This is a genomic window from Streptomyces sp. NPDC026092, assembly GCF_040638605.1.
Classification (GTDB): domain Bacteria; phylum Actinomycetota; class Actinomycetes; order Streptomycetales; family Streptomycetaceae; genus Streptomyces.
In genome coordinates this window covers 146,317-162,422 of the sequence record NZ_JBEZYN010000013.1, presented here as the reverse complement: position 1 = coordinate 162,422, position 16,106 = coordinate 146,317, and the positions used below count along the sequence as shown (strand labels likewise).

The 16,106-nt window shown below is 71.5% G+C and carries 18 protein-coding genes; 4 read left to right on the top strand and 14 right to left on the bottom strand.

The window, feature by feature from the left end; genetic code table 11:
• Window positions 1–219 precede the first annotated feature (219 nt).
• Entirely contained in the window at window positions 220–888 is a 669-nt protein-coding gene (locus tag AB0F56_RS22225) for a TrkA family potassium uptake protein (protein WP_362012340.1), read from the top strand.
• Window positions 888–1,562, top strand: a complete 675-nt coding sequence (locus AB0F56_RS22220) for a TrkA family potassium uptake protein (RefSeq protein ID WP_362012337.1) — start codon at window positions 888–890, stop codon at window positions 1,560–1,562. The genes AB0F56_RS22225 and AB0F56_RS22220 overlap by 1 nt, the downstream gene beginning before the upstream one ends.
• An 86-nt stretch (window positions 1,563–1,648) precedes the next feature.
• Here the strand turns inward: AB0F56_RS22220 and AB0F56_RS22215 are convergent, their stop codons facing one another.
• From AB0F56_RS22215 to AB0F56_RS22180, 8 genes are all read right to left on the bottom strand, one after another.
• Complete coding sequence (locus tag AB0F56_RS22215) at window positions 1,649–2,404, bottom strand: DUF3159 domain-containing protein (RefSeq protein ID WP_362012336.1); 756 nt, start codon at window positions 2,402–2,404, stop codon at window positions 1,649–1,651.
• Window positions 2,405–2,407: 3 nt separating this feature from the next.
• Window positions 2,408–2,806: an OB-fold nucleic acid binding domain-containing protein gene (locus AB0F56_RS22210; protein ID WP_362012333.1), complete on the bottom strand. Its 399-nt coding sequence runs from the start codon at window positions 2,804–2,806 to the stop codon at window positions 2,408–2,410.
• 80 nt (window positions 2,807–2,886) lie between these two features.
• Window positions 2,887–3,573, bottom strand: coding sequence for a response regulator (locus AB0F56_RS22205; RefSeq protein WP_362012330.1), 687 nt, complete (start codon window positions 3,571–3,573; stop codon window positions 2,887–2,889).
• Window positions 3,574–3,682: 109 nt separating this feature from the next.
• Complete coding sequence (locus tag AB0F56_RS22200) at window positions 3,683–6,235, bottom strand: sensor histidine kinase KdpD (protein WP_362012327.1); 2,553 nt, start codon at window positions 6,233–6,235, stop codon at window positions 3,683–3,685.
• A gap of 248 nt (window positions 6,236–6,483) precedes the next feature.
• Window positions 6,484–7,212: an ABC transporter ATP-binding protein gene (locus AB0F56_RS22195; protein ID WP_362012324.1), complete on the bottom strand. Its 729-nt coding sequence runs from the start codon at window positions 7,210–7,212 to the stop codon at window positions 6,484–6,486.
• Between the two features lie 156 nt (window positions 7,213–7,368).
• The gene (locus AB0F56_RS22190) at window positions 7,369–8,130 is read right to left on the bottom strand and encodes a DUF3710 domain-containing protein (protein ID WP_361967363.1); all 762 of its coding nucleotides are present in this window, start codon (window positions 8,128–8,130) and stop codon (window positions 7,369–7,371) included.
• A gap of 1 nt (window position 8,131) precedes the next feature.
• Window positions 8,132–8,647 (bottom strand): dUTP diphosphatase, encoded by a 516-nt coding sequence (gene dut, locus AB0F56_RS22185; RefSeq protein ID WP_362012322.1) that lies wholly within the window; start codon window positions 8,645–8,647, stop codon window positions 8,132–8,134.
• Window positions 8,647–9,231 (bottom strand): PaaI family thioesterase, encoded by a 585-nt coding sequence (locus AB0F56_RS22180; RefSeq protein ID WP_362012319.1) that lies wholly within the window; start codon window positions 9,229–9,231, stop codon window positions 8,647–8,649. The genes dut and AB0F56_RS22180 overlap by 1 nt, the downstream gene beginning before the upstream one ends.
• A gap of 58 nt (window positions 9,232–9,289) precedes the next feature.
• Between AB0F56_RS22180 and AB0F56_RS22175 the strand changes: the two genes are divergently transcribed.
• Window positions 9,290–9,796, top strand: a complete 507-nt coding sequence (locus AB0F56_RS22175; RefSeq protein WP_362012317.1) for a DUF3093 domain-containing protein — start codon at window positions 9,290–9,292, stop codon at window positions 9,794–9,796.
• Here AB0F56_RS22175 and AB0F56_RS22170 read toward each other — a convergent pair.
• The 4 genes from AB0F56_RS22170 to AB0F56_RS22155 form a co-directional block, all read right to left on the bottom strand.
• The gene (locus AB0F56_RS22170) at window positions 9,793–10,770 is read right to left on the bottom strand and encodes a hypothetical protein (RefSeq protein ID WP_362012314.1); all 978 of its coding nucleotides are present in this window, start codon (window positions 10,768–10,770) and stop codon (window positions 9,793–9,795) included. The genes AB0F56_RS22175 and AB0F56_RS22170 overlap by 4 nt on opposite strands.
• 12 nt (window positions 10,771–10,782) lie before the next feature.
• Complete coding sequence (locus AB0F56_RS22165) at window positions 10,783–11,079, bottom strand: DUF4193 domain-containing protein (RefSeq protein ID WP_003955561.1); 297 nt, start codon at window positions 11,077–11,079, stop codon at window positions 10,783–10,785.
• A 392-nt stretch (window positions 11,080–11,471) separates the two neighbouring features.
• Window positions 11,472–12,707 carry a HAMP domain-containing sensor histidine kinase gene (locus AB0F56_RS22160; RefSeq protein WP_362012311.1) on the bottom strand — a complete coding sequence of 412 codons (1,236 nt, stop codon included), beginning with the start codon at window positions 12,705–12,707 and terminating at the stop codon, window positions 11,472–11,474.
• Between the two features lie 4 nt (window positions 12,708–12,711).
• Window positions 12,712–13,365 (bottom strand): response regulator transcription factor, encoded by a 654-nt coding sequence (locus tag AB0F56_RS22155; protein ID WP_189804626.1) that lies wholly within the window; start codon window positions 13,363–13,365, stop codon window positions 12,712–12,714.
• A 397-nt stretch (window positions 13,366–13,762) separates the two neighbouring features.
• Here AB0F56_RS22155 and AB0F56_RS22150 point away from each other — a divergent pair, with 397 nt between their 5' ends.
• A complete protein-coding gene (locus AB0F56_RS22150; RefSeq protein WP_361967377.1) occupies window positions 13,763–13,936 on the top strand; it encodes a hypothetical protein in 174 nt (57 codons plus the stop codon).
• A gap of 124 nt (window positions 13,937–14,060) precedes the next feature.
• Here the strand turns inward: AB0F56_RS22150 and AB0F56_RS22145 are convergent, their stop codons facing one another.
• Together AB0F56_RS22145 and AB0F56_RS22140 are read right to left on the bottom strand one after the other, a co-directional pair.
• Window positions 14,061–14,891, bottom strand: coding sequence for an inositol monophosphatase family protein (locus tag AB0F56_RS22145; protein ID WP_362012307.1), 831 nt, complete (start codon window positions 14,889–14,891; stop codon window positions 14,061–14,063).
• 9 nt (window positions 14,892–14,900) lie between these two features.
• Window positions 14,901–16,028 carry a ferrochelatase gene (locus AB0F56_RS22140; RefSeq protein ID WP_362012305.1) on the bottom strand — a complete coding sequence of 376 codons (1,128 nt, stop codon included), beginning with the start codon at window positions 16,026–16,028 and terminating at the stop codon, window positions 14,901–14,903.
• Window positions 16,029–16,106: the final 78 nt, after the last annotated feature.

The window sequence follows — 16,106 nt, the reverse complement described above, 5'->3', positions numbered from 1 at the left end:
CGTCAGGCTCACCTCGGGCCCCCATCCACACCGAATCTCCCTGGCCGAGACCTGACAGGGGCCTCGGATGCGGTCCCGCCCGGCGTTGCCGCATAAGCTCGGACCGGGCAGCACGGCAGGGCGCTGCCCGCCACGGCCCGGGCCAGTCGGGTGAGGAAAGTTGTGAGCAGGGTGTTTTCGCAGGTCAGCAAGACGATCAGGAGTGCGGGGTAAGGGGACGTGCACATCGTCATCATGGGCTGCGGGCGAGTGGGAGCCGCTCTCGCGCAGACCCTGGAGCAGCAGGGGCACACCGTCGCGGTCGTGGACCAGGACCCGACGGCTTTCCGCCGTCTCGGCTCCGGTTTCGGCGGACGTCGTGTCACCGGCGTCGGGTTCGACCAGGACACCCTGCGTGAGGCGGGGATCGAGGAGGCCGGCGCCTTCGCCGCCGTGAGCAGCGGCGACAACTCGAACATCATCGCGGCGCGCGTCGCGCGCGAGATGTTCGGCATCGAGAACGTGGCGGCCCGGATCTACGACCCGCGGCGCGCCGAGGTCTACCAGCGGCTCGGCATCCCGACGGTCGCGACGGTCCGCTGGACCGCCGACCAGATGCTGCGGCGGCTGCTGCCGTCCGGCGCGGAGCCGCTGTGGAGCGACCCGAGCGGTGGCGTGCAGCTGGCGGAGGTGCACACCTCCCCCGCGTGGATCGGTCACAAGGTCAGCAGGCTGCAGGACGAGACGGGTGTGCGCGTGGCGTTCCTCACCCGGCTGGGCGAGGCGGTCATCCCGTCCTCGCAGACGGTGCTGCAGGAGGGCGACCTCGTGCACGTGATGATGCGGACCGACGAGGTGGCCAAGGTCGAGGCGGCCTTCGCCGAGGGTCCTGAGGAGGGCGGTCACTGATGCGTGTCGCAATCGCGGGCGCGGGTGCGGTGGGCCGTTCCATCGCGGGCGAGCTCCTGGAGAACGGCCACGAGATCCTGCTGATCGACAAGGCGCCGACCGCCATCTCGGTGGAGCGGGTGCCGCAGGCGGAGTGGCTGCTCGCCGACGCCTGCGAGATCACCTCGCTGGACGAGGCGGCGCTGCAGCGCTGCAACGTGGTCATCGCGGCCACCGGCGACGACAAGGTGAACCTGGTCGTCTCGCTGCTCGCGAAGACCGAGTACGGCGTGCCGCGCGTGGTGGCCCGGGTGAACAACCCGAAGAACGAGTGGCTCTTCAACGAGTCCTGGGGCGTGGACGTCGCCGTCTCGACGCCGCGTCTGATGTCGGCCCTGGTGGAGGAGGCGGTGAGCGTCGGCGACCTGGTCCGGCTGCTGCGCTTCAGCCACGGCGACGCGAACCTGGTGGAGCTGACGCTGCCGCCGGAGTCGGCCATCGCGGGTACGGCGGTGGGCGACGTGGCCTGGCCGCAGGACACCTCCCTGGTGACGATCATCCGCGGCTCCCGGGTCCTCACCCCGACCGCGGAGGAGACCCTGGAGGCCGGCGACGAGCTCCTCTTCGTGGCCGCCCAGGCCCGCGAGGAGCAGCTGGAGGACCTGCTCTCGGTCCGCCGCGACGAGGGCGCGTAAAGCCGTAGACGGTACGAGGAAGGGCCCGGGACCTCTCAAGGTCCCGGGCCCTTCCTCGTACCGTCTACGCCTCCGGTTCGGACGGGCTACGCCTCCGGCTGGCCGGCCGCGGCCTCCTTGCGGGCCTTCTCGGCCGCCTCCTCCGCGTCCATCTCGGCGAAGACGTCGATCGGCGGCGGGGCCTTCGCCAGGAAGACCCACGTCAGGTAGACCGCGAGCAGGAACGGCGGGATCTTCAGCGCGATGAGCACCCAGCCGAACTGGGTGGTGTCGGCCCACCAGTAGAGCGGGAAGAGGATCGCGCACTTGGCCAGCAGGATCAGGCCCCAGGCCCAGCTCGCCTTGGTGTACGCCTTCTTCCGACCGGGGTTACGGGTCCGCCAGGAGAGGTTCTCCTTGAAGACCGGGCCCAGGATGAGGCCGATCAGCGGCACACCGGCGAGCGCGGTGATGATGTACGCGAGGGCCAGGCCCAGCGTGTACAGCATGCCCGGCAGATAGAAGTCCTTGGCGTTGCCGGTCATCATCGCGAAGACCACACCGAAGGCCACGCCGAAGACACCGCTGAAGGCGTGCTTGACCGTGTCCCGGCGGATCAGCCGGACGGCGACCAGGACCAGCGAGACCGCGAGCGCCGCGATGGCCGAGACGTGCAGGTTCTTGTTGATCGTGAAGATCGTGACGAAGAGCAGACCGGGCACGACCGTCTCGATCATGCCGCGCAGGCCGCCGAAGGCCTCGAAGAGCGCGGCCTCGGTGACCTCCTTGGAGGCCTGGTCCTGCTGGGCGCCCTGGTTGTCCGGGGCGTCCTGATCCGTCGTCGGCTTGTCGAGCGACGTCACCGGCTACTCCTGTCCGAGCGGTCGGAGCTCGTATTTGGGGTTGAAGAGGACCCGCCGGCCGTGGCTCATGGAGATCCGGCCGGAGGCGATCAGCTTGCGGCCCGGCTCTATGCCCACGATGGACCGCCGGCCCAGCCACACCACGTCCAGCGGGGCCGTGCCGTCGAACAGCTCGGCCTCGAGGGCGGGCACACCGGCCCGGGGGCGCAGCGTGACCGTGCGCAAGGTACCAGTCACCTTGACTATCTGGCGGTCCGAACAGTCCGAGATGCGCGTGCAGCCCGAGGCCTCGGCGTCCTCCTGGAGCTCTTCGGACTCCAGTTCCTCCTGCGAGGAGGACAGCCGGTCGAGCATCCGGCGGAAGCGGCCGGCCGGCTTCTCTGTACGGGGTGCGGCACTCATACATAGAGCGTACCGGCCCTCACCGACAGCGGAACCGGCCCGGATCGCCCCGGACCTGGTCCCGTTTCCGCGGTCCCGTATCAGTGCTCGAAGCGGTAGCCCATCCCCGGCTCCGTGACGAAGTGCTTCGGGTGCGAGGGGTCGGCCTCCAGCTTGCGCCGCAGCTGCGCCATGTAGACCCGGAGGTAGTTGGTCTCGGTGCCGTACGACGGGCCCCAGACCTCCTGCAGGAGCTGCTTCTGGCTCACCAGGCGCCCGCTGTTGCGGACGAGCACCTCGAGGAGGTGCCACTCGGTCGGCGTGAGGCGGACGTCCCGCCCGTCCCGGTGGACCTTCTTCGCGGCCAGGTCGACCGTGAAGCCCTCGGTCTCGACCGTCACGACCCCGTCGTCCCCGCCACCGACCGGCTCGGCCCTGCGCACGGCGGCGCGCAGCCGGGCCAGCAGCTCGTCCATGCCGAAGGGCTTGGTGACGTAGTCGTCGGCGCCGGCGTCGAGGGCCTCGACCTTCTCGTCGGAGGTCTGGCGCGCGGAGAGCACCAGGATCGGCACGCGGGTCCAGCCGCGCAGGCCCTTGATGACCTCGACACCGTCGAGGTCCGGCAGGCCGAGGTCGAGGACGACCACGTCGGGGTGGCGTTCGGCGGCGAGCCGAAGGGCGGTGGCGCCGTCGGGGGCCGCGTCCACCTCGTACTTGCGCGCCTTGAGGTTGATCACCAGCGCGCGGACGATCTGCGGCTCGTCGTCGACGACGAGAACCCGGGTCATCGAAGGCTTCCTTCTCTCTGCTTGGTACGTCTGGAAGAACGGGGTCGTCCGGGAGGACGGGTCGTGCCGGAGGACGGGGTCGTCCCGGAGGACGGGGTGGGTCGTGGGGTCACCTGGTGATCCGCGTGGCGGTGGACAGGTCGGAGTCCGAGGGCGGCAGCTGACCGTTCACGGCCTTGAGGGTCAGCGTCATCGTCAGGCCGCCTCCGGGAGTGTCCTCCGCGGTGATCGTGCCCCCCATGGCCTCGACGAAGCCCCGGGCGACCGCGAGGCCGAGGCCGACGCCGGAGCCCCGCGGGGCGTCCCCGAAGCGCTGGAACGGCTCGAAGACGCGCTCCTTGCTCTCGTCCGGCACCCCGGGCCCCCGGTCGACGACGCGCAGCTCGACCCGGTCGCCCAGGGCGCTCGCGGAGACGGTCACCGGCGTCCCGTCGGGGCTGTACTTGACCGCGTTCTCGACGACGTTGGCGACGACCCGCTCCAGGAGCCCCTTGTCGACCTCCACCATCGGAAGGGTCTCGGGGATGTCCAGCTCGGCGCTCCCGTCCGGCACACCGCCGAGGGCCATGGGAACCACCTCGTCCAGGTCGATGGGGCGGATCAGGGGGGTGACCGTACCGGTCTGGAGCCGGGACATGTCGAGGAGATTACCGACCAGGTGGTCCAGCCGGTCCGCTCCTTCCTCGATGCCCGCGAGAAGTTCCGCCCGGTCCTCCTCGGACCAGTCGACGTCGTCGGAGCGCAGGGAGGTGACGGAGGCCTTGATGCCGGCGAGCGGGGTACGCAGGTCATGGCTGACGGCCGCGAGGAGCGAGGTGCGGATCTTGTTGCCCTCGGCCAGCTTGCGGGCGCTCTCCGCCTCGCCGACGAGCCGCTGGCGGTCCAGGACGACCGCGGCCTGGGCGGCGAAGGCGCCGAGGACACGACGGTCCTCGGCGGGCAGGACGCGGCCGGTCAGCGCGAGCGCCATGTGCTCGCCGACGGGCATGTCCACGTCCGCGTCCTCGGGGCGGGCGACGGGGCGCTGTCCGACACTCGCCGCGCAGACCCAGGGCTCGACGTCGCTCTCGCGTTCGAGGAGGGCGACCGACTCCATGGAGAAGGTCTCCCGGACGCGCTCCAGCAAGGCCTCCAGGCTGGTCTCCCCGCGCAGCACGCTCCCCGCCAGGTACGAGAGCACCTCTGACTCGGCGCGCAGCCGGGCGGCCTGGTGGGTGCGCCGGGCGGCGAGGTCGACGACCGAGGCGACGGAGACGGCGACGCCGAAGAATACGGCGATGGCGACGATGTTCCGGGGGTCGGCGATGGTCAGCTGGTGCACCGGCGGGGTGAAGAACCAGTTCAGCAGGAACGAGCCGAAGGCGACCGACGCGAGGGCCGGCAGGAGCCCGCCGAGCAGCGCCGAGGCCACGGTCAGCGCCAGGAACAGCAGCATGTCGTTGGCGAGGCCGAGGTCGGCGTCGATGTGCGTGAGGAGCAGGGTGAGCAGCGCGGGACCCGCGATGCCGACCAGCCAGCCCCAGATGATCCGGGAGCGCCCGAGCCGGGCGCCCCGGGCGACGGGCAGGCCGCGGCCCTTGGCGACCTCGTCGTGGGTGACGATGTGGACGTCGAGATCGGGGCCCGACTCCCGGGCGACGGTCTGGCCGACGCCCGGGCCGAACATGTACTGCCAGGTCTTGCGGCGGCTGGAGCCGAGGACGATCTGCGTGGCGTTGACCCCGCGGGCGAACTCCAGGAGCCCGGAGGAGATGTCGTCGCCGATGACGTGGTGGAACGTTCCGCCGAGATCCTCGACCAGCGTGCGCTGGACCGCGAGCTCCTTGGGCGAGGCGGCCGTGAGGCCGTCGCTGCGGGCGATGTAGACGGCGAGCACCTCGCCGCCGGCGCCCTTCTCCGCCAGCCGCGCGGCGCGGCGGATGAGGGTGCGGCCCTCGGGGCCGCCGGTGAGGCCGACGACGATCCGCTCGCGGGCCTGCCAGGTGGAGCGGATGCCGTGCTCGCCCCGGTACTGCTGGAGGTACTCGTCGACCCGGTCGGCGGTCCAGAGCAGGGCCAGTTCACGCAGGGCCGTGAGGTTGCCGGGGCGGAAGTAGTTGGCGAGGGACGCGTCGATCCGGTCCGGTTTGTAGATGTTGCCGTGGGCCATGCGGCGGCGCAGGGCCTGGGGCGACATGTCGACCAGCTCGATCTGGTCCGCGCGGCGCACGACCTCGTCGGGGACGGTCTCCTGCTGGCGCACGCCGGTGATCGACTCGACGACGTCGCCCAGCGATTCGAGGTGCTGGATGTTGACGGTGGATATGACGTCGATCCCGGCGGCGAGCAGCTCCTCGACGTCCTGCCAGCGCTTGGAGTTCCGGGAGCCCGGCACATTGGTGTGGGCCAGCTCGTCCACGAGGGCGACGGCGGGCTTCCTGGCGAGGACGGCGTCGACGTCCATCTCGGTGAAGGTGGCGCCCCGGTACTGGAGGGTGGCGCGCGGGACCTGCTCCAGGCCGTGCAGCATCACCTCGGTGCGCGGCCGCCCGTGGTGCTCCACCAGGGCGACGACGCAGTCGGTGCCCCGCTCGACACGGCGATGTCCCTCGGAGAGCATCGCGTACGTCTTGCCGACGCCCGGTGCCGCGCCGAGGTAGATCCGTAGCTTGCCGCGTCCCATGCCATGACCCTACGTCCAGAGAATCGGACATTCCGCACCAGGGGCAAGCGCGACAAGCTGTATTGACGTGATTCTGATGGCTCCGGGAGCGATCCGGCGGAAAGGTGGCTGGCGCTTCCCCGCGGGGCCGCTATGCCCTTCCGTGGGGCGCCCAAGGCTCCGGGCCGCGCGGCTGGCGGCCCACCGGCGGCGCGGGATCGGATATTGGATATTGGACAGTGGATATTGGATCCGATATTCCCCCGGCGTCAGTGCTCGATGATCTCGCCGTCGTTCAGTTCGAGCACCCGGTCCGCGAGGCCCAGGAGCTGGGCGTCGTGGGTGGCCACCAGGGCCGTCACGCCCTCGCTGCGGACCACCGCGCGCAGCAGGTGCATCACCGCGAGTCCGGTCTCGGCGTCGAGCTGACCGGTCGGCTCGTCGGCGATCAGCAGGGCCGGCTTGTTGGCGAGGGCCCGGGCGATGGCGACGCGCTGCTGCTGGCCGCCGGAGAGCTCACCGGGCCGCTGGGACGCGTGGTCGGCGAGGCCGACCAGGGCGAGCAGGAGCGCCACCCGCTCCTCGCGCTCCTCGGGGTCGGCCTTGCGCAGCCGCAGCGGTACGCCCACGTTCTCGGCGGCGGTCAGGATCGGGATGAGCCCGAAGGACTGGAAGATGAAGCCGATCCGGTCCCGGCGCAGCGCCAGGAGCCCGTCCTCGCCGAGCTCCGCGAGGTCGGTGCCGTCGATGGTGATCCGGCCGCCGTCGGGGGCGTCCAGGCCGCCGACCAGGTTCAGCAGGGTGGTCTTGCCGGAGCCGGAGCGGCCCTTCAGGGCGACGAGCTCCCCGCGCGGGAGGTCGAAGGAGACCCCGCGCAGCGCGTGGACGGCGGCCTCACCCGTACCGTACGAGCGGCGCAGCTCCTCGACGCGGACCATGGGTCCGCCGGTCGGGTCCTCGGCGACGGCCGTGCCGGACCGGGCGCTGCTCTCACTCATCGCTGTGCTCCCCCTCGTCGAACGTGTGCGCCCGTCAGTATGGGCCGCCGGGGGCCCGCCCGACCAGGGTCCGGACGTGCCGGTGGGCCGTATTCCGGACAAGTTGTCCGGAATACGGCCCACCGGCCTCGTTCACGAGGGAGTACGGATACGGGGTCAGCGGACCTCGGTGATCTCCGGTCCGCGCTGGAGCTGGCCCATGCCTCCGGAGAAGCGGGAGCCCTCCTGCTCGTCCTGCTGCACGCCGTCCGGCACCATCTGCGCGTCGTTGGGCAGTTTGAGGACGATCGGGTCGCGCGGGGCCATCGGGCCCTCGCCCCGGACCACCACGGTGTCCCGGACGATCTGCTCCAGCAGACCGGCGGCCTCGGGCTGGACCGCTCCCTGGCCGGAGATGACTCCGCGCAGGAACCAGCGGGGCCCGTCGACGCCCACGAAACGCACCAGCTGCACACCGCCGGTGCCGTCCGGCAGCTGCACGGGGACCTGCGCCCGCAGCTCCCAGCCCAGCGGGCCCTCGACCTCGTCGATGACCCCGCCCTGCTGGGTGATGCCGGAGGCGATCTCCTCGCGGACCTCGCCCCAGATGCCTTCCTTCTTCGGCGCGGCGAAGGCCTGCAGCTGTACGGCGCTGTTCTGCAGCACGACGGTGGCCGCGACGATCGCGTCGCCCGCCACCTCGACCCGGAGCTCCATGCCCTCGACTCCGGGCACGAAGATCCCGCCGAGGTCCACCCGGCCGTCCTCCGGCTTGGAGACCTCGGAGATGTCCCACGGTCCGTCGGGCCGGGGCGCCGGCGGAAGGTTCACCCGACGCGGCGCACCGGCCGTGTCGTCAGTGTCGACCTCGTCGACGACCTGCTCGGCCTCGCCCGCCGCGTCCTCAGCGGTACCGCTCTTCTTGCGACGTCCGAACACGTCACTGTCCTTCCCGGTCGGATACGACCGAAGCGTATCGATTCCCACCCGTTGTGCCGTCCACGGCGGCATGACCGCCGGTGGACCCGAAGCCCCCCTCGGCCCGCGCCGAGCCGGGAAGCTCCGCCACCTCGTGGAAGCGCACCTTCTCGACCTGCTGGACGACCAGTTGGGCAATCCGGTCGAACCGTTCGAACCGCACGCTCTCGCGCGGGTCCAGATTGACCACGATCACCTTGATCTCTCCACGGTACCCGGCATCCACCGTCCCCGGGGCATTCACGAGCGCCACTCCGCAGCGGGCGGCCAGGCCCGAGCGCGGGTGCACGAAGGCCGCGTAGCCGTCGGGGAGCGCGATGGAGACGCCGGTGGGCAGCACGGCCCGCTCACCGGGGGCCAGGACGGCCGCCTCGGTGGTCACGAGATCGGCCCCGGCGTCGCCGGGGTGACCGTAGGCGGGGATCGGGACGTCGGGGTCGACGCGGCGGATCAGGACGTCGAGAGGGGGGTTGCTCATCAGGGGTTCACCTCGAAGGCGCGGGCGCGCCGGACCTGGTCGGGGTCGGACATGGCGGCCTGGATCTCCTCCGGGCGGCCGTTGTCGATGAAGTGGTCGACCTTGACCTCGATGAAGAGGGCGTCGGCGCGGACGGCGACGGGGCCCTCGGGCCCGCCGATCCGGCCGACGGCGGTCGAGTAGATCTTGCGCCCGTGCACGGCGGTGACCTGGGCCTCCAGGTGCAGGACGGTGCCGACGGGGACGGGCCTGGCGAAGTCGGTCTCCAGGCGTCCCGTGACGGCGATGACCCGCAGCAGCCAGTTCAGGGAGCCGAGGGTCTCGTCGAGCGCGGTGGCGAGGACGCCGCCGTGCGCGAGGCCGGGGGCGCCCTGGTGGTCGGGGGTCACCGTGAACTCGGCGGTGACGCTCACGCCCTCGCCCGCCCGCGCCTCCAGGTGCAGCCCGTGGGGCTGCCCGCCGCCGCACCCGAAGCAGTACGCGTAGTGCGCGCCGAGCAGCTCGCCCGGGGCGGGCGCGTCGGGGTGGCGTACCGGCGGTATGGCGTCGGCCGGCGGGGTGAGGGCAGGAGATGTCGCGGTCACAGGCGCAGACCTTACCCGCGAGTCCGGGCGCAGGTCGCGCCGTGCCAAGCTTGGACGCATGCAGCCTTCCGCCTCCTCCCCCGTTCCGCCCGCCGCGGCGGCCTCGGCGCCGCGTTTCGACGAGCGGTTGACCGCTCCCGGCTCCTGGTGGGTCATCACGGCTCTGCTGGGCCTCAGCGGCGGTCTGGTCATGTTCCCGCTGGGCACGGTCCCGCTGCTGGGCGGCGTGATCGCCGCGGGCGCGCTGGCGGCGGTGGCGGTGTCCTCGTACGGCTCGGTGCGGATCCGGGTGGTGTCCGGTTCGCTGGTCGCGGGTGACGCGCGGATCCCGGCGTCGGCGCTGGGGACGCCGGAGGTGCTCGACGAGGAGGAGGCGCGGGCCTGGCGCACGTACAAGGCCGATCCGCGCGCCTTCATGGTGCTGCGCAGCTATGTGCCGCGCGCGGTCCGGGTCGAGGTCACGGACCCCGAGGACCCGACTCCGTACGTCTATCTCTCCAGCCGCGACCCGGAGGGCCTGGCGGCCGCGCTCGAGGCGGCCCGCGCGGAGGGCCAGGAGGGCTAGAAGCCGATCTGCTTGGGGTTCTCGGGCTGCTCCAGCGGGGGCAGCCCCTCCAGGGCGTCCCAGGGGACCTGTCGCGCGCGCAGGTCCTTGCGGACGTGCTGGGCGAGCTTCCTGGTGTCACGGCGGTTCATCACGGCACCGACGGCCGCGCCGACCATGAACGGCATCAGGTTCGGCAGGTTGCGCACCATGCGCTTCATGATCTGCTGGCGCAGCTCGCGCTTGAGCTGGCCGCCGAGCGCCGCGTTGACGGTGGTCGGCTTGGTGGGGTCGATGCCCCGCTCCTCGGTCCAGGCGGTCAGATAGGCCGTCGACCGCTGGGTGAGCGTGCCGGGCGGCCTGAGTCCGTAGACCTCGTGGAGTTCGGCGATGAGCTTGAGCTCGATCGCGGCGACCCCGGTGATCTCGGCTGCGAGCTCGGCGGGCATGGCCGGGGGTACGGGCAGCATGGCGGCCGCGCCGACGCCGGCGCCGACGGTCGAGCTGGCGTTGCAGGCGCCCGTGATCAGTTTGTCGGCGATCTGCTCGGGGCCGAGCCCGGGAAAGTGCTTGCGCAGGGTCGCCAGGTCCCGGACGGGGACGCGCGGGGCGATCTCGATGATCCGGTCGGCGAGATAGCCGATGCCCGCTCTGGCGCTCTCGCCGCCGCGCTTCACGCCGCGTTTGACGGCGTCGATCCGCGCGCGGTCGAGCTTCATACGGTCCAGCTGGACGCGTGCCGGGTCGGCGACGCGCTTGACGAGGCGCCCACCGCGTGAAGCGTCCCGCTCCTCCGGATCCGGCACCGTGGCAGCTTCGAGCGAGGCCGAGGGGCCCCGCTCGTCGTCACGTGCGCCGAGGGAGGGCAGGAGGGCGGTCTGCTCGGCTGGCGCGGCCTCCTGGGCCACGTCCTCCGGGTTCGAGCCGCCCTGAACCGCCTCCGGCTTCCCATGAAGCCGGAAGCGTCGCTTCCGAGACGGTGAGTCGCCTGCCACGGTCGACCGATCTCAGTCGCAGTCGCGGCAGATCGGCTGACCGTTCTTCTCCCGAGCCAGCTGGCTGCGGTGGTGCACGAGGAAGCAGCTCATGCAGGTGAACTCGTCGGCCTGCTTGGGCAGGACCCGGACGGCCAGCTCCTCGTTCGAGAGGTCGGCGCCGGGCAGCTCCAGGCCTTCGGCGGCCTCGAACTCGTCGACGTCGACCGTCGAGGTCGACTTGTCGTTCCGGCGGGCCTTCAGTTCCTCAAGGCTGTCCGAATCGACGTCGTCGTCGGTCTTGCGTGGGGTGTCGTAATCCGTTGCCATGTCGCTCTCCCCCTCTGGGTGGTTGCGGTGTCTCCAGCGCACGTAACGCGTGAGAGGCCGGACTTGTGCCCGACCCGAGGCGGAGATTTTGCCTCACATCAAGGTCTGTTACTCAATCGACACCCAACCGGCCCTCTCACGAGTGATCGGCTTTGGGTGGCGAACCGGACCGTACACGGTCCTCCTGCCGCCCTTCACGGGCGCCACCCCGTGTACTTCCCGTCATTCAGGGCCCGGGAAACCCGGACTTTTCCGGGTTTTCCCATGAATTCTCGATCACGGAGAGTAGAGCGCCGGATGCACGTCCCTGTGATCGATCACACACGTGCGTCTCAGGAGCGGACCCGGAATTCCGCGCAAAGCGAACGGAATCGGCTGGTACTCGAAGTGTGTCAGATCGGCAGAGTGACACGCATCACGAGACCGCCGCCTTCGCGGGGCTCCGCGATGATACGGCCACCGTGGGCGCGCGCGACGGAACGGGCGATCGACAGGCCGAGTCCGACGCCCTTGTCGCTCCCGGTCCGCTCCTGCCGCAGCCGTCTGAACGGCTCGAAGAGGTTGTCGATCTCGTACGCGGGAACCACGGGACCCGTGTTCGAGACGACGAGCACCGCCTGACCGCGCTCGATCCCGGTGGTGACCTCCACCCAGCCTTCCTCGGCCACGTTGTACCGCACGGCGTTCTGGACCAGGTTCAGGGCGATCCGCTCCAGGAGCACGCCATTGCCCTGGACGACGGCGAGCGCCCGCTCGCCGCGGATCTCGACGCCCTTGGCCTGGGCCTCGGCGTGCACCTGGTCGACGGCGCGCGAGGCGACCTCCGCGAGGTCGACCGGCTTGCGCTCGACGAACTGGTTGTCGCTGCGGGCGAGCAGCAGCAGGCCCTCCACCAGCTGCTCGCTGCGCTCGTTGGTGGCGAGCAGGGTCTTGCCGAGCTGCTGGAGCTCGACCGGTGCCCCGGGGTCGGAGAGGTGGACCTCCAGGAGCGTGCGGTTGATCGCCAGCGGGGTGCGCAGCTCGTGCGAGGCGTTGGCGACGAACCGCTGCTGGGCGGTGAAGGCCCGCTCCAGGCGCTCCAGCATCTCGTCGAAGGTGTCCGCGAGCTCCTTGAGCTCGTCGTCCGGGCCGTCCAGCTCGATCCGGCGTGCCAGGTCGGAGCCGGCCACCTGGCGGGCGGTCCGGGTGATACGGCCCAGCGGGGAGAGCACCCGGCCCGCCATGGCGTAGCCGAACGCGAAGGCGATGATGCTCAGGCCGAGCAGGGCGAAGAGGGAGCGGCGCAGGAGGTCCTCGAGCGCCATTTCCCGCTGCTTCTGGAGGCAGGCCGAGACGGCGTCGTTGAGCTGCTCGCCGGTGCCCTGGACGGGCAGCCGGCACCAGGAGGTGGTCGGCTGGACCTTGCCCTCGATGACCTTGAAGGGCAGCTCGGAGGCGCTGTCGCTCAGGGCCTGCGCGGTGAAGAGGTAGATGATCGACAGCAGCAGGATGCCGGCGATCAGGAACATCCCGCCGTACAGCAGCGTGAGCCGTATGCGGATGGTCGGGCGGAGCAGGGGCCTGACCGGGTCCCTCGGGTCCCAGGTCGGCTTCGGGGGCGCCTGTGGGTGCGCCGGTGTCGCGGCCACCGGGTCAGATCCGGTAGCCGGAGCCGGGCACGGTCACGATGACCGGCGGCTCGCCCAGCTTGCGGCGCAGGGTCATCACCGTGACCCGTACGACGTTGGTGAACGGGTCCGTGTTCTCGTCCCAGGCCTTCTCCAGGAGCTGCTCGGCCGAGACGACCGCGCCCTCGCTGCGCATGAGGACCTCGAGGACCGCGAACTCCTTCGGGGCGAGCTGGACCTCCTTGCCCTCCCGGAAGACCTCGCGGCGGTTCGGATCGAGCTTGATGCCCGCGCGCTCCAGGACGGGCGGCAGGGGCACCGTGGTGCGGCGGCCGAGGGCGCGCACGCGCGCGGTGAGCTCGGTGAAGGCGAAGGGCTTCGGCAGATAGTCGTCGGCGCCCAGCTCCAGGCCCTCGACGCGGTCGCTGACGTCGCCGGAGGCGGTGAGCATCAGGATGCGGGTGGGCATGCCGAGCTCGACGATCTTGCGGCAGACGTCGTCGCCGTGGACCAGGGGAAGGTCGCGGTCGAGGACGACCACGTCGTAGTCGTTCACCCCGACCCGCTCCAGGGCGGCGGCGCCGTCGTACACGACGTCGACGGCCATGGCCTCCCGGCGCAGTCCGGTGGCCACCGCATCGGCGAGCAGCTGCTCGTCCTCGACGACGAGTACGCGCACGTCGGTTCTTCCTTCCCTCGGGGCCCCTGTCCTCGACGCGGACCGGGCGGTCTGAGCACTGACTGTGCGCGTCCATCCTGCCCCGTACGCGCGTAAACCGGCTGTAAGACGGCCTGCGGGAGGCGGGCACGGGGTGTCACGACGGGCGGGGGGCGTGTGGAAGCACGGGTGGGGTGAGAGGGGGGCGTGCCAAGAATTCACCTGATTCCCGGGCCAGTTGAGGTTTCTCTGAGGAAACAGCTGGGGAGGACGTCTGCACACCCCGTGATCACACTCTGCTTCGTGGCACCCGTACGTGGCCGCCACAGGCCGCTCTGTCCCCCAGAGGTTCGCAGCGTGTGATCCACCCACCCTCGGCACACCCCCGTGCCACCGACCCATGACGAGGGGGCGCACCATGGACGCTTTCACCGCAGGACTGCTGCAGCGCATAAGGACCGCGCAGACCGACCTCACACGGGCACGCGAGACGGGCGACGACTTCCTCGCGGAGGTCGAGCAGGCCGAGCTCGACGACCTGCACCGACTGGCCGCCGAGCACGGCGTGGAGGTCGGCGCCGCCAGCGTCTGACCTCGTGCGGAGAGGCCCCGGTGTCCACACACCGGGGCCTCTCCGCGTGTCCGGGACTTCCCGTGTCCGGGACTTCCCGTGTCCGGGAAACCGCGCGTCCGGGAAACCGCGCGTCCGCAACCGCTCAGTCGTGCCAGGCGCCGAGCTCTTCCAGCAGCCCCTGGAGGGGCTCGAAGACCCCCGGCGGGGCCGCTACGGTCAGCTCGCCCGACGGGCGCTCGCCGGGCCGCCCGCCGGTCAGGGCGCCCGCCTCGCGGGCGATCAGGTCCCCTGCGGCGAGGTCCCAGGGGTTGAGGCCCCGCTCGTAGTAGCCGTCGAGCCGGCCCGCGGCGACGTCGCAGAGATCGATGGCGGCCGAGCCGCCGCGCCGGATGTCGCGCAGGCGCGGGATCATCCGCTGGGCGACGTCGGCCTGGTGGGCGCGGCGGGTCTGGACGTACGCGAAGCCGGTGGAGATCAGCGCCTGGTCCAGCGGCGGCGCGGGGCGGACCGCGAGGCGGCGCTCACCGTCCGCGGCGTCGACGTACGCGCCGCCACCGAGCACCGCCCGGTACGTCTCGTTCCGCATCGGCGCCTCGACCACGCCGACGAGGGCGTCGCCGTCCCGCTCGGCCGCGATGGAGACGGCCCAGGTCGGCAGGCCGTAGAGGTAGTTCACGGTTCCGTCGAGGGGGTCGATGACCCAGCGGACGCCACTGGTGCCGGGGGTGGCGGCGCCCTCCTCGCCGAGGAAACCGTCGTCCGGCCGGTGCTCGGCGAGGAAGCCGGTGATCAGCTTCTCCGCCGCGATGTCCATCTCCGTGACGACGTCGATGGGGCTGGACTTCGTCTTGGCGACCGTCAGGTCGTCCGGCCGGCCGTCGCGCAGCAGCGCGCCGGCCCGGCGCCCGGCCTCCAGGGCGAGGCCGAGCAGCTCGGTCAGCAGGGGGTCGGTCGGGGTGGCGTTCTCAGTCACCGGGGCTCCTCAGGCGTACGGACTGTCGGCGCCGGCCGCCGCGGGCCGCTCCGCCCGCGCGGGGCAGCAGCCGATCGGGCAGAGGTCGTGGGAGGCACCGAGGGTACCGAGGGCGCAGCGCTCGACCCGGGCGCCGCGCTCCCGCGCCGCGCGCTCCAGGACAAGGTCCCGTACGGCCGCGGCGAACCGGGGGTCGGAGCCGACGGTCGCCGAGCGGCGCACCGGCAGGCCCAGCTCGGCGGCCTTCGCGGTGGCTTCGGTGTCGAGGTCGTAGAGGACCTCCATGTGGTCCGAGACGAAGCCGATCGGGACCATCACGGCGGCCGGGACACCGGCGCCGTGCAGCTCCTCCAGGTGATCACAGATGTCCGGCTCCAGCCACGGGATGTGCGGGGCGCCGCTGCGCGACTGGTAGACGAGCTTCCAGGGATGGTCGACGCCGGTCTCCTCGCGGACGGCGTCCACGATCACCCGGGCCACGTCCAGGTGCTGCCGCACGTAGGCGCCGCCCTCGCCGTGGTCACCGACGGGGCCGGAGGAGTCCGCGGCCGAGTCCGGGATGGAGTGCGTGGTGAAGGCGAGGTGGGCCTCGGCCCGTACGGACTCGTCGAGCTCGGCGAGGGAGGCGAGGACGCCCTCCGCCATGGGGCGGACGAAGCCGGGGTGGTTGAAGTAGTGCCGGAGCTTGTCGACCCGGGGCAGCGGCAACCCCTCCGCCTCCAGCTCCGAGAGCGCGTCGGCGAGGTTCTCGCGGTACTGCCGGCAGCCGGAGTAGGAGGCGTACGCGCTGGTGGTGAGGACGGCGATGTGGCGCCGGCCGTCGGTGACCATCTCCCGCAGGGTGTCGGTGAGGTACGGCGCCCAGTTCCGGTTTCCCCAGTAGACCGGCAGGTCGAGGCCGGCCCGCGCGAAGTCCTCGCGCAGCGCGTCGAGCAGCGCGCGGTTCTGGTCGTTGATCGGGCTGACGCCGCCGAACAGGAAGTAGTGCTGCCCCACCTCCTTCAGCCGCTCCTTCGGGATGCCTCGGCCGCGCGTCACGTTCTCCAGGAACGGGACCACGTCGTCCGGGCCCTCGGGGCCGCCGAAGGAGAGCAGCAGAAGGGCGTCGTACGGGGCGGGATCGTGCTCATCGGACATGGCACCGATCCTGCCACCAGCCACTGACGGCCGATGGCCCGGCCCGACCGAAAAAGTGGCTGCACCATCCAGTTCAAC

Bases quoted from the DNA above. Each gene is read 5' to 3' on its own strand.
- AB0F56_RS22220 (WP_362012337.1), top strand. From the start codon at position 888: ATGCGTGTCGCAATCGCGGGCGCGGGTGCGGTGGGCCGTTCCATCGCG.
- AB0F56_RS22210 (WP_362012333.1), bottom strand. From the start codon at position 2,806: ATGAGTGCCGCACCCCGTACAGAGAAGCCGGCCGGCCGCTTCCGCCGG.
- AB0F56_RS22205 (WP_362012330.1), bottom strand. From the start codon at position 3,573: ATGACCCGGGTTCTCGTCGTCGACGACGAGCCGCAGATCGTCCGCGCG.
- AB0F56_RS22200 (WP_362012327.1), bottom strand. From the start codon at position 6,235: ATGGGACGCGGCAAGCTACGGATCTACCTCGGCGCGGCACCGGGCGTC.
- AB0F56_RS22195 (WP_362012324.1), bottom strand. From the start codon at position 7,212: ATGAGTGAGAGCAGCGCCCGGTCCGGCACGGCCGTCGCCGAGGACCCG.
- dut (WP_362012322.1), bottom strand. From the start codon at position 8,647: ATGAGCAACCCCCCTCTCGACGTCCTGATCCGCCGCGTCGACCCCGAC.
- AB0F56_RS22175 (WP_362012317.1), top strand. From the start codon at position 9,290: ATGCAGCCTTCCGCCTCCTCCCCCGTTCCGCCCGCCGCGGCGGCCTCG.
- AB0F56_RS22165 (WP_003955561.1), bottom strand. From the start codon at position 11,079: ATGGCAACGGATTACGACACCCCACGCAAGACCGACGACGACGTCGAT.
- AB0F56_RS22150 (WP_361967377.1), top strand. From the start codon at position 13,763: ATGGACGCTTTCACCGCAGGACTGCTGCAGCGCATAAGGACCGCGCAG.
- AB0F56_RS22140 (WP_362012305.1), bottom strand. From the start codon at position 16,028: ATGTCCGATGAGCACGATCCCGCCCCGTACGACGCCCTTCTGCTGCTC.